Source organism: Serratia sp. CC22-02 (assembly GCF_900182895.1).
GTDB classification, from domain to species: Bacteria; Pseudomonadota; Gammaproteobacteria; order Enterobacterales; family Enterobacteriaceae; genus Serratia; species Serratia nevei.
In genome coordinates this window covers 346,211-361,517 of record NZ_FXUD01000003.1, presented here as the reverse complement: position 1 = coordinate 361,517, position 15,307 = coordinate 346,211, and the positions used below count along the sequence as shown (strand labels likewise).

Annotated in this window: 14 protein-coding genes and 1 other annotated feature; of the genes, 5 read left to right on the top strand and 9 right to left on the bottom strand. The window is 59.8% G+C overall.

Features of this window, described 5'->3' with window-relative positions; translation table 11 throughout:
- Positions 1-196: 196 nt before the first annotated feature.
- The gene (locus tag QOL81_RS13685) at positions 197-1,633 is read left to right on the top strand and encodes an alanine/glycine:cation symporter family protein (RefSeq protein WP_060422389.1); all 1,437 of its coding nucleotides are present in this window, start codon (positions 197-199) and stop codon (positions 1,631-1,633) included.
- 106 nt (positions 1,634-1,739) lie between these two features.
- The gene (yaaA, locus tag QOL81_RS13680; protein WP_064290779.1) at positions 1,740-2,516 is read left to right on the top strand and encodes a peroxide stress protein YaaA; all 777 of its coding nucleotides are present in this window, start codon (positions 1,740-1,742) and stop codon (positions 2,514-2,516) included.
- Between the two features lie 46 nt (positions 2,517-2,562).
- On the opposite strand, the gene thrC is transcribed toward yaaA, so the two are convergent.
- The 5 genes from thrC to QOL81_RS13655 form a co-directional block, all read right to left on the bottom strand.
- The gene (gene thrC, locus QOL81_RS13675) at positions 2,563-3,852 is read right to left on the bottom strand and encodes a threonine synthase (RefSeq protein WP_070915029.1); all 1,290 of its coding nucleotides are present in this window, start codon (positions 3,850-3,852) and stop codon (positions 2,563-2,565) included.
- A 3-nt stretch (positions 3,853-3,855) separates the two neighbouring features.
- Complete coding sequence (thrB, locus tag QOL81_RS13670) at positions 3,856-4,785, bottom strand: homoserine kinase (RefSeq protein ID WP_070915031.1); 930 nt, start codon at positions 4,783-4,785, stop codon at positions 3,856-3,858.
- Position 4,786: 1 nt separating this feature from the next.
- A complete protein-coding gene (gene thrA, locus QOL81_RS13665; protein ID WP_060422379.1) occupies positions 4,787-7,246 on the bottom strand; it encodes a bifunctional aspartate kinase/homoserine dehydrogenase I in 2,460 nt (819 codons plus the stop codon).
- A gap of 24 nt (positions 7,247-7,270) precedes the next feature.
- Positions 7,271-7,388, bottom strand: a sequence feature (Thr leader region).
- Positions 7,327-7,395, bottom strand: coding sequence for a thr operon leader peptide (gene thrL / locus QOL81_RS13660; protein ID WP_071998276.1), 69 nt, complete (start codon positions 7,393-7,395; stop codon positions 7,327-7,329). It overlaps the preceding feature by 62 nt.
- A 212-nt stretch (positions 7,396-7,607) precedes the next feature.
- Positions 7,608-8,294, bottom strand: coding sequence for a tRNA/rRNA methyltransferase (locus QOL81_RS13655; RefSeq protein WP_060422374.1), 687 nt, complete (start codon positions 8,292-8,294; stop codon positions 7,608-7,610).
- Positions 8,295-8,924: 630 nt separating this feature from the next.
- Here QOL81_RS13655 and arcA point away from each other — a divergent pair.
- Positions 8,925-9,641, top strand: a complete 717-nt coding sequence (arcA, locus tag QOL81_RS13650) for a two-component system response regulator ArcA (protein ID WP_004933003.1) — start codon at positions 8,925-8,927, stop codon at positions 9,639-9,641.
- A gap of 52 nt (positions 9,642-9,693) precedes the next feature.
- Here the strand turns inward: arcA and creA are convergent, their stop codons facing one another.
- Positions 9,694-10,173, bottom strand: coding sequence for a protein CreA (creA, locus tag QOL81_RS13645; RefSeq protein ID WP_038878540.1), 480 nt, complete (start codon positions 10,171-10,173; stop codon positions 9,694-9,696).
- Between the two features lie 342 nt (positions 10,174-10,515).
- On the opposite strand from creA, the gene robA reads away from it, so the two are divergent.
- Positions 10,516-11,385, top strand: coding sequence for an MDR efflux pump AcrAB transcriptional activator RobA (gene robA, locus QOL81_RS13640; RefSeq protein WP_038878537.1), 870 nt, complete (start codon positions 10,516-10,518; stop codon positions 11,383-11,385).
- Here the strand turns inward: robA and gpmB are convergent.
- Positions 11,382-12,029: a 2,3-diphosphoglycerate-dependent phosphoglycerate mutase GpmB gene (gene gpmB, locus QOL81_RS13635; RefSeq protein ID WP_060422364.1), complete on the bottom strand. Its 648-nt coding sequence runs from the start codon at positions 12,027-12,029 to the stop codon at positions 11,382-11,384. The two genes, robA and gpmB, sit on opposite strands and share 4 nt — an antisense overlap.
- Before the next feature lie 101 nt (positions 12,030-12,130).
- Here gpmB and yjjX point away from each other — a divergent pair, with 101 nt between their 5' ends.
- Positions 12,131-12,649, top strand: coding sequence for an inosine/xanthosine triphosphatase (gene yjjX, locus QOL81_RS13630; RefSeq protein ID WP_060422361.1), 519 nt, complete (start codon positions 12,131-12,133; stop codon positions 12,647-12,649).
- 11 nt (positions 12,650-12,660) lie between these two features.
- On the opposite strand, the gene trpR is transcribed toward yjjX, so the two are convergent.
- Together trpR and sltY are read right to left on the bottom strand one after the other, a co-directional pair.
- Entirely contained in the window at positions 12,661-12,990 is a 330-nt protein-coding gene (gene trpR, locus QOL81_RS13625; protein ID WP_016929152.1) for a trp operon repressor, read from the bottom strand.
- A gap of 54 nt (positions 12,991-13,044) precedes the next feature.
- Positions 13,045-14,973 carry a murein transglycosylase gene (sltY, locus tag QOL81_RS13620; RefSeq protein WP_060440795.1) on the bottom strand — a complete coding sequence of 643 codons (1,929 nt, stop codon included), beginning with the start codon at positions 14,971-14,973 and terminating at the stop codon, positions 13,045-13,047.
- Positions 14,974-15,307 lie beyond the last annotated feature (334 nt).

Sequence of the window (15,307 nt, the reverse complement as noted above, 5' to 3'; positions counted from 1 at the left end):
ATAACGTGCTATTGTCCGAATAAATTATGTTAAATTCGAAAAAATTGATGCAATTCGTCCGCTAATCTGCGAAAAATCTTAATCGACTGACGCCGGACCAATTCCAGCTAAGCTCTTGTAAAAAATAGGCCAATGTTTTTCACCTGCGGTGGATGCTGCAAGGTGCGCATTAAATTTCGATAAGAGGAGGGATCCCTTGACGGACCTGATGAACTTTATAAACAATATTTTGTGGGGGTCGGTGCTGATTTATCTGCTGCTCGGCACCGGCATCTACTTCACGTTGCGCACCCGCTTTATCCAGCTCCGCCACTTCAGCCACATGTTCTCGGTGTTGAAAAACAGCAATAAAAGCGACAGCGCCGGCATCTCCTCTTTCCAGGCGCTGTGTACCACGCTGGCGGCGCGCGTCGGCACCGGCAACCTGACCGGCGTCGCCATCGCCCTGACCGCCGGCGGCCCCGGTGCCATCTTCTGGATGTGGGTGGTGGCGTTTATCGGCATGGCCACCTCCTTTGTGGAAAGCTCGCTGGCGCAGCTCTACAAAACCAAAGACGATAACGGCAACTACCGCGGCGGCCCGGCCTATTACATGGAAAAGGGCCTCGGCATGCGCTGGATGGGCGTGCTGTTCTCCATCTTCCTGATCATCGCGTTCGGCCTGGTATTCAACGCCGTGCAGGCCAACTCCATAGCCCAGGCCTCCGCCGTCGCCTTCCATTTGCAGCCGCTGCACGTCGGCATCGGCCTGGTGGTGTTGAGCGGGGTAGTGATCTTCGGCGGCATTCGCTCCATTGCCAAAGTGGCCGAACTGGTGGTGCCGCTGATGGCGGGCGCCTACCTGCTGTTGGCCCTCTGGGTAATTGGCCATAACATCGAACACATGCCGGCGATCCTGGCGCTGATCTTCAAAAGCGCCTTCGGCCTACAGGAAGCTGCGGCCGGTGCCGTCGGTTACGGCATCTCCCAGGCGATGACCCAAGGCGTGCAGCGCGGCCTGTTCTCCAACGAAGCCGGCATGGGTTCGGCGCCCAATGCGGCGGCGTCCGCCTCGCCTTATCCGCCGCATCCGGCTTCGCAAGGCTACGTGCAAATGCTCGGGGTATTTATCGATACCATCGTCATCTGCAGCGCCACCGCGGCGATCATCCTCTCCTCCGGCATTCTCGATCAGCCGACCGACAGCATCAGCGGCATCGATCTGACCCAGCGCGCGCTGTCGACCGCCGTCGGCAGTTGGGGGGCGCCGTTCGTCGCCATCGCCATCTTCTTCTTCGCCTTTACCTCGATCATCGCCAACTACGCCTATGCCGAGAGCAACCTGGTATTCCTCGAGCACAACCACCCGGGCGGCCTGATCATTTTCCGCTGCGTGGCGTTGGGCATGGTGATGTTCGGCGCACTGGCGGAGCTGCCGCTGGTGTGGAAAATGGCGGATACTTCCATGGCGCTGATGGCCATCACCAATCTGACGGCCATCCTGCTGCTGTCGCGGGTGGCGCTGAAGCTGGCCGACGACTACCATCGCCAGCGCCGCCTGGGCAAGCTGCCGACTTTTGACGCCAACCGTTATCCGGAGCTGAAGTCGCAGCTGGAGCCGGGCGTGTGGGACGGTCATCAACCACCGCACTGAGTTTTCCGGGGCGCGTGCGGTGCGCGCCCCGGCCTATTGGACCGATTGCCCCTTTTTCCCGCGCTTTTTGCTACAGTATCCGCACTTGGATAAACAGGATCTGGCCATGCTCGTTATTATTTCCCCTGCAAAAACTCTCGATTACGACAGCCCGCTGGCGACAGAACGTTTCACGCAGCCCGAACTGCTGGACAAGTCTCAGCGGCTTATCAAAATTTGCCGCGAGCTGACGCCGGCGCAAATCGCCAGCCTGATGAGCATCAGCGACAAGCTGGCCGGGCTGAACGCCGCGCGCTTTAGCGAGTGGCAGCCCAAATTTACCCCAGACAATGCCCGTCAGGCGCTGCTGGCGTTCAAGGGCGACGTTTACACCGGCCTGCAGGCGCAGGATTTCAACGAGGCCGATTTCGACTTTGCCCAGCAGCATCTGCGTATGCTGTCCGGCCTGTATGGCGTGCTGCGCCCGCTCGATCTGATGATGCCGTACCGGCTGGAGATGGGCATCAAGCTGGAAAACCCGAAAGGCAAAGATCTGTACAGCTTCTGGGGCGATCAGATCACCCAGAAACTCAATGAAGCGCTGGAGCAGCAGGGCGACGACGTGGTGGTCAACCTGGCGTCCGACGAGTATTTCAAGGCGGTGAAACCGGCCAAACTCCACGGCGCGCTGATCAAACCGGTGTTCCTCGACGAGAAGAACGGCAAGTTCAAGGTCATCAGCTTCTACGCCAAGAAAGCGCGCGGGTTGATGAGCCGCTTTATCATCAAGAACCGCCTGACGCGCAGCGAGCAGCTGGTGGACTTCAACCTGGAAGGCTACGCCTTCGACGAAGCCGCCTCGCAGGGCAATGAACTGGTGTTCAAACGCCCGGAGCAGGCATAAAAAAAGCCGTCGCAAGACGGCTTTTCGCATTCTAGCCTGCCGAACTTCAGGCCGGCAGCGCCATCAGGAATTTGCGCAGTTCGGCAAAGCCGGCCGGCAGCGTGTGCGACAGCAGCGGCAGATCGGCCCGCAGCGCCAGCGCTTTCGGCAACGGCAGTTCCTGGCCGAGGATCGCTTCTACGCTCTCTTTAAACTTGGCGGGATGCGCCGTGCCGAGGAACAGACCGAACTCCCCTTCCTGCAGCTGATCGCGCAGCACGCGATAGGCAATGGCCGCGTGCGGTTCTGAGATATAACCCAACTCGGCCAGTTCACGCATCGTTTCCTTGGTGGTCTCATCGCTGACCGCCGCGTGGCCCAGCTCTTTCAGCTGCCAGACCTTACGACGGAACAGCTCTTCCACGCGCGGCCAGTTGTTTGGCTGGCTGACGTCCATGGCGTTGGACAGCGTCGCGACCGTGGCGTGCGGCTGCCACTGGCCGCTGGTCAGGAAGCGCGGCACGGTGTCGTTGGCGTTGGTGGCGGCAATAAAGCGCTTCACCGGCAGGCCCAGCGACTTGGCCAGCAGCCCGGCGGTCAGATCGCCGAAGTTGCCGCTCGGCACCGAGATGACCAGCTGATTGCGCGCTTCCTGCGGCAGCTGCGCCACCGCTTCGAAGTAGTAGCAGATCTGCGCCAGCAAGCGGCTGATGTTGATCGAGTTAGCCGAGTTCAGGTGCAACGCGTCTTTCAATTCTTGATCGTCGAACGCCTGCTTTACCAGCGCCTGGCAAGCATCGAAGTCGCCGTCGATCGCTACGGTGTGAATGTTGCCGCCCAGGGTACAGAACAGCTTCTCCTGCAGCGGACTGATTTTGCCCTGCGGATAGAGGATCACCACCCGGACGTTTTTCAGGCCGTAGAAGGCGTGCGCCACGGCGGCGCCGGTGTCGCCGGAGGTGGCGGTCAAAATGGTCACCGGCTGATCGCCGGCCACTTCCGCCAGCATCTGCGCCATAAAGCGGCCGCCGAAGTCTTTGAACGCCAGCGTCGGGCCGTGGAACAGCTCCAGGCAAGAGACGTCTTCGGTCACTTTCGCCACCGGAGCCGGGAACTCAAAGGCGGCCTGCACGCGTTTCTTCAGCGCCGCTTCCGGTACCTCTTCGCCGATAAAGGCCGACAGAATGCGGCTGCTGCGGGTGACAAAGTCCTGCTCCAGCAGCTGGTCGATCTCGGTCAGTTCGAACTCCGGCAACTCCAGCGGGAAGAACAGCCCCTGCTGCTTGCCCAGGCCTTGTTTGATCGCCTGCGCGAAGCTGACCTGCTCGTTGTGATCCTTAAGGTTGTACAGTTTCATGCGTTATCCCAGTAGTCGAGCGCCTGCGGTATCCAGACGGCAAATATGAACAAAACCTTCGTCGTTTTGCAGATAGTGTTGTTGCAGCCAGGCGGCCATGCGTTGCGCGGTGGCGCCGTCGTTGCAGACGGCGAACAGCGTCGGGCCGGAACCGGAGATGCCGCAGGCCAGCGCGCCGATCTCCTGCGCCGCCTTGCGCGCTTCGGCGAAGCCCGGCAGCAGCCGGGTGCGGTACGGTTCGGCGATCACGTCCTGCATCAATTTGGCGGCCAGCTGCGGCTGACGGGAGTGGCAGGCATGGATAAAGCCAGCCAGATAGCGACCGTGGCTGATGCAATCCTGACGACGGTATTGCGCGGGTAAAATGGCGCGCGCTTCGGCGGTGGAGACCTTGATGCCCGGATAGGCCATGACCCACAGCCAATCGTCGAAGCACGGCACCTCCTGGCTGATGATGCCTTCTTCTTCCAGCATCAGCTGCAGGCCGCCAAGGTAACAAGGCGCCACGTTGTCGTAATGCACGCTGCCGGAAATGCGGCCTTCCAGCTCGCCCATCAGGCCGAGCAGCGTCGTCTTATCCAGCGGCCGATCGCAGAATTCGTTCATCGCCATCAACCCGGCGACCACCGAACAGGCGCTGGAGCCCAGCCCCGAACCGATCGGCATGTTCTTTTCCAACCGCATCGCCACCGGCACTTCGCGGCCGATCTCCTGGCAAAAACGCTCCCAGCATTGATAAACGATGTTCTCTTTCGGCTCGGCCGGCAGCTTGCTGACGAAGCGCCCGGCATTCTGCAGACTGAACGTCTCGGCGGCTTCGACGCTGACGCAGTCGCCCAGCAGCGTACCGTCGATCGGCGAAACCGCCGCGCCCAGCACATCGAAACCGACGCTGACGTTACCGATCGAGGCCGGTGCATACACCTTAACCATATTAAACTCCCAACTTCCATGACAGTGTGCGCAGCAGATCGGCGAACACGCCCGCTGCGGTCACATCGTTACCGGCGCCGTAGCCGCGCAGCACCAGCGGCAGCGGCTGATAATAGCGGCTGTAGAAGGCCAGCGCGTTCTCGCCGTTCTTCACTTTATACAACGGATCGTTGCCGTCCACCGCCTCGATGCGCACCTTGCAGCGCCCTTCGTCGATCAGGCCGACATAGCGCAGCACCTTGCCTTGCTCGGCGGCGTTGGCCACGTTGCGCGCGAACTCTTTATCCAGCTCCGGCAGCCGCGCCAGGAACTGATCCACGTCGCCCGATGCGTCGAAGGACGGCGGCAGCACCGGCTCGACCTCGATATCGCTCAGCTCCAGCTTGTAACCGGCCTCGCGCGCCAGGATCAGCAGCTTGCGCGCCACGTCCATACCGGACAGATCGTCGCGCGGATCCGGCTCGGTGTAGCCGTTGGCCCGGGCCTGCAGGGTCGCCGCCGACAGCGACAGCCCTTCGTCCAGCTTGCCGAAGATAAAGGACAGCGAACCGGACAGGATGCCGGAGAAGCGCACCAGCTCATCGCCGGCGTTCAGCAGGTTTTGCAGGTTCTCAATCACCGGTAAACCGGCACCGACATTGGTGTCATAGAGGAACTTGCGGTGCGAACCGGCGGCGGCCGCACGCAGTTGCTGATAATAGTTCATCGACGAGGTGTTGGCCTTTTTGTTCGGCGTCACCACGTGGAAACCGTCCGCCAGGAAGTCCACATACTGATCGGCCACCGCCTGGCTGGAGGTACAGTCGACGATCACCGGGTTCAGCAGGTGATACTCCTTCACCAGCCGGATCAGGCGGCCGAGATTGAACGGCTCCTGCGCGCCGGCCAGCTCGTCGCGCCAGCTGTCCAGCGCGATGCCGTGCACGTTGGTCAGCATCACGCGCGAGTTGGCGATGCCGCACACCCGCAGGTCGATATGTTTTTGCTTCAGCCACGGCTGCTGGCGGTAGATCTGCTCAATCAGCGCCCCGCCGACGCCGCCGACGCCGATGACGAACACTTCGATCACCTGATCGGTGTTGAACAGCATCTGGTGGCTGACGCGCACGCCGGTGGTGGCGGAATCATTGCTGACCACGACCGAAATTGAACGCTCGGAAGAGCCCTGGGCGATGGCGACGATATTGATGTTGGCGCGCGCCAGCGCGGAGAAGAAGCGCGCGGAGATACCACGCAGGGTGCGCATGCCGTCGCCGACCACCGAGATGATCGCCAGGCGTTCCATGACGTCCAGCGGATCCAGCACGCCGTCTTTCAACTCCAGATAGAATTCCTCCTCCAGCGCGCGGCGGGCGCGCTGCAGTTCGCCCTGCGGCACGCAGAAGCTGATGCTGTATTCGGAAGAGGATTGGGTGATCAGCACCACCGAAATGCCGGCGCGCGACATCACGGCGAACACCCGCGCGGCCATGCCGACCATGCCTTTCATGCCCGGGCCGGAGACGTTGATCATCGCCATGTTGTTCAGGTTGGTGATGCCTTTCACCGGCATCGCGTCATCGGTGCTGTCTTTGCCGATCAGCGTGCCGGGGGCCTGCGGGTTGGAAGTGTTTTTAATCAGGCAAGGGATTTGGAACTGGGCAATCGGCGTGATGGTGCGAGGGTGCAGCACTTTGGCGCCGAAGTAGGAGAGCTCCATCGCCTCCTGGTACGACATCGATTTCAGCAGCCTGGCGTCCGGCACGGTGCGCGGATCGCAGGTATACACGCCGTCGACGTCGGTCCAGATTTCGCAACAGTCGGCGCGCAGGCAGGCGGCCAGCACGGCGGCGGAATAGTCGGAGCCGTTGCGGCCCAGCACCACCAGCTCGCCCTTGTCGTTACCGGCGGTGAAACCGGCCATCAGCACGATGTGGTCGGCCGGGATCGCCGCCGCGGCGATGCGCAACGTGGACTCGGCGATGTCCACGGTGGACTCCAGGTAGTGGCCCTGCGCCAGCAGTTTCTCCACCGGGTTGATCACCGTAACCGGGTAGCCCTTGGCGCGGAATACCCCTTCCATGATGGCGATGGAGAGCTTTTCACCGCGGCAGATAATAGCCGCGTTCACGCTGTCCGGGCACTGCCCCAGCAGCGAAACGCCGTGCAGCACCTGCTTGAGCTGCGCGAACTCCTGATCGACCACGCCCTTCAGCCTGTCGTATTCAAAGCCCGGCAGCGCCTGCGCCAGGCCGCTCAGCAGATCGGCAAAGATCCGCTCGGCGTCGCTGATATTCGGCAGAATGTCCTGGCCTGCCACCGTTTTGTCGATCATCGCCACCAGATGGTTGGTGATCTTTGCGGGGGCGGACAAGACCGTGGCTACCTGTCCCTGACGCGCGTTACTCTCCATGATGTCGGCAACGCGCAGAAAACGTTCTGCATTCGCCACCGAGGTTCCGCCAAATTTCAGCACTCGCATGTGTGATCTCTCCGAATTTAAGCCGAAAAAAAAGCCCGCACTGATTAGGTGCGGGCTTTTTTCTGTGTTTCCTGTGCGCGTCAGCCCGCCCCGTTACCTGTGGTATCGGTGGTGGTAATAATTGTGGTATTCAGGCTGATATTGCGCATGTTGTCTGTCTGTCTCATGAAATACTCTGTCCCCTCTATTGGTTAAAGCAATCGCTATCCCAAGTCAAACGATTTCTTTTTTTTGCTTATTTTCCGTTCAGCGGCGACATTGCGCGATACCGGAGGTAAAAAGCAAAATGACAGAACAAAAAAACAACTTAAAGCCGGTTTAATAGTGGATCACTCTGGGTAACCGCTTGATGAAGCCGCTATCACTTGGCGAGTTTTTTTTCGATGTCGTGCAGCAACGTATGCAACATCGCCGTATCTCGCTGTTGCAGCACGCCGAGCCTCTGGTGCAGCCAGTCGCGCAATTTTTGGTCATCGCCGACCTCCAATGCGTTCAACAAGGCATCGGCACGGCGGCGCAGCGCCTTGAGCTGCCCTTCCGACGCCGCCGTTTCCTGCGGCGTGCTGACGCCCATCAAGCTCGCCAACTGGTAGCAGTACACCATCACCGCTTGCCCCAGATTAAGCGACGGATAGTCCGCCTGCATCGGCACGCCGGTCAGCAAATCCGCCAGCGCCAGCTCTTCGTTGGTCAGGCCGGAATCTTCACGGCCGAACACCAGCGCGGCCTGGCCGACCCACTGCTTACGCTCGCTCAACTGTTCCAGCAGCTCAGGCGGCGTGCAGTAGTAGTGAAAACGCGCGCGGCTGCGGGCGGTAGTGGCGACGGTGAAATCCACGTCCGCCAGCGCCTGCTCCAGCGTGGCGAACGTTTGCACGCCGTCGAGGATCTCGCCGGCCCCGTGTGCCACCCAGCGCGCCGCCGGCTGCAGGTGCGCCTCGCTGTCGACGATGCGCAACGACGTGAAGCCCATGGTTTTCATCGCGCGCGCCGCCGCGCCAACGTTTTCCGGCCGCGCCGGAGCCACTAAAACAATATGAAGCTGCATCACTCTTCCACCGAAGGCGGGCCTGCGTTTTTGACGGTGGCGCAGCGCCCGCTTATATTTACAATTGCGTAACAATAAACGCGTTAATAGCAACAAACAAGATTAAACGGCTCGTTGAGCTAATAAACCCGTCGTAATAGTCATTATTCGTGCTTATGTTTTACTGCATTTATTTATCAATGAGTTAAAACAAGACGATGATCAATAAGCGAATAATTGTATCCTATCGGGCCGGATAATGCTGAATCGTTCACAGAATTTGAGGTTCTGTGACTTAAACTGGCATTTCTGTAAGTGTTTTTCACAAATCTGTTAACGTGCTACAATTGAATTTGATATATGTCAACAAAGCGTAGTTTTGTTGGGTGATGAATTCGGCACGCGCTGTTATATTGCTGTTAATGGGGTTAGGATATGCGCCGATTTGGCACCCCAAGGGGTTGTAGGGAACAGCATCCCCACCAGGCTAGCGATCTTGTTGACATGAGATGGAAAGTGCATCAAGAACGAGTTTACGTACTTTAGTCATTTGCTGAGAGGGAACGTGGCGCTATCTCTGCCCTCCTCTAAGAAAACAGAGACTTCTGTACTTCCGATTTTCTATTTTGTTGGCAATTTTAGGTAGCAAATATGCAGACCCCGCACATTCTGATTGTCGAAGACGAGTTAGTCACTCGTAACACCCTGAAGAGCATTTTCGAGGCGGAAGGCTACATTGTTCATGAAGCCAATGATGGTGCAGAGATGCACAATATCCTGTCTGAAAATGATATCAATCTGGTCATCATGGACATCAACCTGCCAGGCAAAAATGGCCTGCTGTTGGCGCGCGAACTGCGCGAACAGGCCAGCGTCGCCTTGATGTTCCTGACCGGTCGCGATAACGAAGTGGATAAAATCCTCGGCCTGGAAATCGGCGCCGACGATTACATCACCAAACCGTTCAACCCGCGTGAGCTGACCATCCGCGCACGCAACCTGCTGTCGCGTACCATGAACTTGGGCAGCCTGGGCGAAGAGCGCCGCCTGGTCGAGAGCTACAAGTTCAACGGTTGGGAGCTGGACATCAACAGCCGCTCGCTGATCAGCCCGGCCGGCGAACAGTACAAGCTGCCGCGCAGCGAATTCCGCGCCATGCTGCACTTCTGCGAAAACCCGGGCAAGATCCAGTCCCGTGGCGAACTGCTGAAGAAAATGACCGGCCGCGAGCTGAAGCCGCATGACCGTACCGTGGACGTCACCATCCGTCGCATTCGCAAACACTTCGAATCGACGCCGGACACGCCGGAAATCATCGCCACCATTCACGGCGAAGGCTACCGCTTCTGCGGCGATCTGGAAGAGTAATTCCGGCCTGCCGTCATGAAAACGGGGTTCAGCATGCTGAACCCCGTTTTTTTTATTTCGTCTCGGCCCACGGCATGATCGGCACCGCGCTCAGCGCGTTCTTCGGCGAGCCGTCGATCACCTTGTCGGAGTAGCTGAGGTAAATCAGCGAATTGCGCTTGGCGTCGTAGAAGCGCACCACCTGCAGCTTCTTGAACACCAGCGAGGTGCGTTTCTGGAACACCACATCGCCTTCCGCCTTGCCGTTTTTGATCTTGTCGCTCAGCTCGATAGGCCCCACCTGCTGGCAGGAAATGGCCGCGTCGGCGGTGTCTTCCGCCAGCCCCAGGCCGCCTTTGATGCCGCCGGTTTTGGCGCGGCTGATATAACAAGTTACATTTTTAACATCCGGATCGTCGAACGCTTCCACCACGATTTTGTGGTCTGGCCCCAACAATTTAAACACCGTATCAACGGAACCTACCTGCTCCGCCTGCGCGCTGCCAACGGTTGCGCAAACCAAACCGAATAAAAATATCCAGCCTTTTTTCATTTACTTAACTCCGATATAACCTTGCCGCAAAAATAGGTTCGGCGATCGCCATTATTTATGTCTAAGCTCACGGAATCGGTTTTTTACGGGTCCGCACCGTCCGTTTTAGCACAGAGCGTGACAAAAATCTTTGAGAGTCGCGGAGTAAAAAAATTGCTATGATGCGGCGTCGTTATTTCTTTGCGCCCACTACGGTGTACCCCAATCCAACTCTGGCGCGGCATGCGCAGCAGAGGCAAAGAGTGCAACGCATAATGGCTCATGGATCGGTCTGATAGCGCAGCACCAGCGTGACGAATCAACAGTTCGGGTTCCTACCCCCAAGCTTTACGAGGAAGATCTATGGATCAAGCCGGTATCATTCGTGATCTGCTTAGCTGGCTGGAAAGCCATTTGGACCAACCCTTGTCGCTGGATAACGTGGCGGCCAAGGCCGGCTACTCCAAATGGCATCTGCAACGGATGTTCAAAGATATTACCGGTAACGCCATCGGTGCTTACATCCGGGCAAGGAGGCTGTCCAAAGCCGCCGTCGCGCTGCGTCTGACCGGCCGGCCGATTTTGGATATCGCCCTGCAATACCGTTTCGACTCGCAGCAGACCTTCACCCGCGCCTTCAAAAAACAGTTTGCGCAAACGCCGGCGCTGTACCGCCGTGCCGAAGACTGGAACGCGTTCGGCATCTGTCCGCCGATCCGTCTGGGGGCCTTTACCCTGCCGCAGCCGGAATTCGTTTCGTTGCCGGATAAGCATCTGGTTGGCCTGACCCAAAGCTACTCCTGTACGCTGGAACAGATCACCACCGTGCGCACCGAACTGCGCTCGCAGTTCTGGCGCCAGTTCCTCGGTGACGTCGATACCCTGCCGCCGGTGTTGTACGGGCTGCACCACTCGCGCCCGAGCCAGGAGAAGGACGACGAACAGGAAGTGCTGTACACCACGGCGCTGGAGCCGGATCAGGTGCCTGACAAAGTACAGGAAGGCCAGCCGCTGGTGTTGCCGGGCGGTGAATTCGCGATGTTCAGCTATGAAGGGCCCACCGAGGGGCTGCAAGACTTCATCCTGACGGTGTACGGCACCTGCCTGCCGGCGCTCCAGCTGACGCGCCGCAAGGGGCACGACATCGAGCGTTTCTATCCGAAAGGCGAGCGCCGTCCGCATCAGGCGCCTATCGAGATCAAGTGCGATTACCTGATCCCGATTCGACGTTAACGCTGCAGTTCGTCCAACGCGGGCATGTCCAGATGCGTGACATCGCCCGCCGTTTCCACGATCCAGCCGGAAGCCAGCCACGGGCTCTGCTGGTGATCGACGCGCGACAGTGAGCAGTTGCGCAAGCGCAGGCGACGTTCCGCATAGGCCGGCAGCCCGAGCACCGTACTGATCAAACACCCCAACGCGATGCCATGGCTGACGAGCAGCGGCTTGCTGCCTTCCGGCAGCATCAGGCAGCTCTCCAGCGCGGCGCGCATGCGCTCGCCCAGCTCCTCCATGGATTCGCCTTGAGGGATACGGCCGTCAGGAGTACCATCGACCATCTGTTTGCGCCACTGCTCTTCCTGCGGCGTCAAACTGTCGATCAGGCGTTCTTCCAGAACCCCCATGTGCAGCTCACGCAAACGCGGATCGCAAATCACTTCGCAGCCACAGGCTTCGGCGATGATCTGCGCGGTGCGGCGCGTGCGCCCCAGATCGCTGGTAATGATATGCGTAACGCCTTCTTTGCTGACGCGCCTGGCGACCAGACGGGCCTGGTGTTCACCCATGGCGGTTAACGGGCTGTCGGACTGACCCTGGATGCGGCGAGCCGCGTTCCATTCCGTTTCGCCATGGCGAACGAGGTATACCTGTAACATTTTTGTTTTCCGTTATACTGCGTGAAATTTGCGTTTATCCCCGGCCCGGCGGCGCTTTTGCCGCTGCCCGGCGTATCGGCCAGAAGGATATCAAACCCGTTATGTACCATGTTGTCGCTGCAACTACCAACCCGGCAAAGATCAAGGCTATTCAACTGGCCTTCGACGACGTCTTCGGCGCGGGCCACTATCGCATTGAAGCCGTCGACGTCGCCAGCGGCGTCTCGCTGCAGCCGATAGGCAATCACGAAACGCGCACCGGCTCGCGCCAACGCGTCATGGAAGCGCGCCAGGTCAGGCCCGAGGCCGATTTTTGGGTCGGCGTAGAAGCCGGGATTGAAGAGAATATGACCTTCGCCTGGATGACCATCGAGAACCCGCACATCCGCGGCGAATCCCGCTCGGCGAGCCTGATGCTGCCGGAAGTCATCTTACAAGGTATTCGCGACGGTCGCGAATTGGGCAGCGAAATGGCGGCAATCACCGGCAACCCCGAGGTGAAGCGTCAGGGCGGCGCCATCGGCGTCTTCACCGACGGCCGGCTGAGCCGCACCAGCGTTTATCATCAGGCGCTGCTGCTGGCGCTGGTGCCGTTCCACAACGCCATCTATCAGCAATAACCCCGAGCCTGTTAGGGCGCGTCGTGCAGCAACTGCTGCTCAAGCCACTGTTTCAGCGCCGGTGAAGCCGCTTTCAGGCTGTTCGATCCGCGGGTGATGGTGGCAATCCCCGCGCCCAGTTCATTTTTCAGCTCACGCTGGCTCATCTCGCCGCGCATCAGTTCCTGAATGATCCGCACCCGAGTGCCCAGCGCGGTGCGCTCGTCCGGCGTCAGCATCAGCTGCAGCAGCGGTTGATGCAGTTCTTGCGCAAACGAATTCTGCAGCAGCGCGACGAAGCGCAGCCAATCCTCATTGCCTTGTTCTGAAAGAGCGGGGTCGTTTAACGATAATTGCGTCATGGCAGCCACCATACTATTTAACTAGTACAGCAGCATACCATAGGGCCGTCAAAATCAATAACGTCTCTGCCACTCGGCGTCGGTCAGCACCTTGGCCGGCCGGTGCGTCAGATAGCGGTAAAACGCGTCATAGGCCAACACGTTCTTGACGTAGCCGCGGGTTTCCGAGAACGGAATGCTTTCGATAAACGCTACCGGATCGATCCGCCCTGCGCTGTTGCCCAGCCAGGTGTTCACCCGCGACGGGCCGGCGTTATAGGCGGCGGTCGACAGAATGCGGTTGCGGCCGAACTGCTGATAGACCGACTCCAGATAGCTGGTGCCGATGGTGATGTTGGTCTGCGGATCGAACAGCTGGCTCGGGCCGACGTAACCGGGGATGTTGAACATCTGCACCGTATGCTGCGCGGTGCGCGGCATCACCTGCATCAGGCCGGAAGCGCCAACCGGCGACTGTGCCTTCGGATTCCAGGCGCTCTCCTGACGCGCTATCGCCATCGCATAGCTGGTGGTGATCCCCTTGTCATCGGTGGCGCGGCGGAACTCCTGCGGCCAGGCGACCGGGAAGCGTTCCTCCAGGTGATCCCACAGCTTGCCGACGATGGTCGCCTGCACGCTCAGATCGGCCCATTTTTGCTCAAAGGCGTAACGCGCCAGCGCCTCTTGTTCCGGCCGGCTGCGGCTGGCGACGTAGGAGCCCCACTCGCTGCGGGCCAGGTTGTCCATATTCCAGTACATCAGCTCGCGCACCCGGGCGACTTCCGGCCCGTCGGTCAGCGACGCGCGCGGCTTGGCCGCCACCGCCACCATCACCGGATAAGTGGCGTTCAGCTTCTGCGCCGCCACCATCGGATAGAAGCCGCGTTCGGTCATCAGGTTACGCAATATCTCCTCGCCTTCGGCGCGTTTCCCTTCGTCCATCAGTTGACTGGCGCGCCAGTAGCGCCACTCATCCTTGTTGCGCGACTCTTCCGGCAGGCGCGCCAGCCAGGTCGCCACGCCCTGCCGATCGCCGTTGCCCAGCGCCATGCGCACCCGGCGCTCCAGCAACGAAGGCGAACGGCTGCGCAGGATCACCTGATCACGCCACTGCGCCTGTTCAAAGGTGGCATCGCTGCCCATCAGGCGCCAGGCCACCGCCTCTTCCAGCCCCAGCCGCTCGTCGTCGCTCATTTTCTGCAGCCGCGCAAGCGTCGGGATCATCGCCCGCGCGTTTTCCACATCCTGCCGCGCCAGGCGCTCAAAGGCGATGCCGGTGGCGGCGCGGGTAAAGTCGGTCGGCCCCACGCTGCGGGCGAAGGCTTCCACGGTGGTCGGATCGTTTTGCAAGCGCACCAGGGCGTTGCCCATGGTCTGGTAGTCGGCCGGCAGTTGGCTGTAGAGGTTGCTGACCAGTGAACTGTTGCCCTCTTTCAGCGCCAGCTTCATGCGCGCCAGAATATCGAGCGGCGTCTGCTTGCCCGCGCCGCGCCAGACGCTGAACAGCCGATCGCAGGCGCTCGGCAGCGTTTTGCCGTTCAGCCACAGTTCGTCGGCGCCGCTCCAGGCCGCCTGCTGATCGCCGGTGGCCCACTTGGCGTAGTAATAGTTGCAGCGCGCCGCCACCGGTTTGGGCGGCTGCGGGCTGAAGGCCAACAGGGTGCGCCAGTCTTCGCGACGCGCCAGCTCATTGACGAAGCGCGGCGCCAGTGATTTCGCCGGCGGCAGCGTCGGGTTGCGTTTGATAAAGTCGTTCACCTCGGAGAACCCCGCCTGACTCAGATCCTGCGTCAGCTCGCGGTATTCCAGGTAAGGATAAAGCGGGTAATCGCGCAGCGTCGGCATCAGCTGCGCCACCACGTCCATCTGATTGCCGTCCCACGCCTGTTTGATCTGCTGGTAACGCTGACGTTGCGCATCCAGAGAATCCGCCAGCGCCGCGCCGGAAAACGCCGTCAGGCACAGCCCCATCGCCAACAGCCGTCGCTTGTCCACCTTGACCATCCTCGCTCTTTCCTCACTGGTTATACCGCAGGAGCCGCCCAGCTCCCCGGTGACCGCCGCGCCACGGCGCCGCGGGACAAAATAAAGCCGGGCGCACGGCCCGGACGCAGATATCTACCATAGACAGCGCAATCGCTTATCCATTCAATACTGTAGAAGAAGAAGTGTATCGCCATGGCGGGAGCCAGGTAAAAAACGTTTACTTTGGCTGACAAATCAGGCCGGCGGGATATTTCCAGCCACCGGATTTTTATTAGCCGCCCCGGTGCTCATTGGAGAAGTAAAATACTTTTTAATTATTAGCTATCACATTATTACATTTTCGAAATGACGC

Excerpts from the sequence above, each read along its gene's own strand:
- yaaA (WP_064290779.1), top strand. The coding sequence starts at position 1,740 with ATGCTCGTTATTATTTCCCCTGCAAAAACTCTCGATTACGACAGCCCG.
- thrC (WP_070915029.1), bottom strand. The coding sequence starts at position 3,852 with ATGAAACTGTACAACCTTAAGGATCACAACGAGCAGGTCAGCTTCGCG.
- thrB (WP_070915031.1), bottom strand. The coding sequence starts at position 4,785 with ATGGTTAAGGTGTATGCACCGGCCTCGATCGGTAACGTCAGCGTCGGT.
- thrA (WP_060422379.1), bottom strand. The coding sequence starts at position 7,246 with ATGCGAGTGCTGAAATTTGGCGGAACCTCGGTGGCGAATGCAGAACGT.
- QOL81_RS13655 (WP_060422374.1), bottom strand. The coding sequence starts at position 8,294 with ATGCAGCTTCATATTGTTTTAGTGGCTCCGGCGCGGCCGGAAAACGTT.
- arcA (WP_004933003.1), top strand. The coding sequence starts at position 8,925 with ATGCAGACCCCGCACATTCTGATTGTCGAAGACGAGTTAGTCACTCGT.
- creA (WP_038878540.1), bottom strand. The coding sequence starts at position 10,173 with ATGAAAAAAGGCTGGATATTTTTATTCGGTTTGGTTTGCGCAACCGTT.
- robA (WP_038878537.1), top strand. The coding sequence starts at position 10,516 with ATGGATCAAGCCGGTATCATTCGTGATCTGCTTAGCTGGCTGGAAAGC.
- gpmB (WP_060422364.1), bottom strand. The coding sequence starts at position 12,029 with ATGTTACAGGTATACCTCGTTCGCCATGGCGAAACGGAATGGAACGCG.
- yjjX (WP_060422361.1), top strand. The coding sequence starts at position 12,131 with ATGTACCATGTTGTCGCTGCAACTACCAACCCGGCAAAGATCAAGGCT.
- trpR (WP_016929152.1), bottom strand. The coding sequence starts at position 12,990 with ATGACGCAATTATCGTTAAACGACCCCGCTCTTTCAGAACAAGGCAAT.
- sltY (WP_060440795.1), bottom strand. The coding sequence starts at position 14,973 with ATGGTCAAGGTGGACAAGCGACGGCTGTTGGCGATGGGGCTGTGCCTG.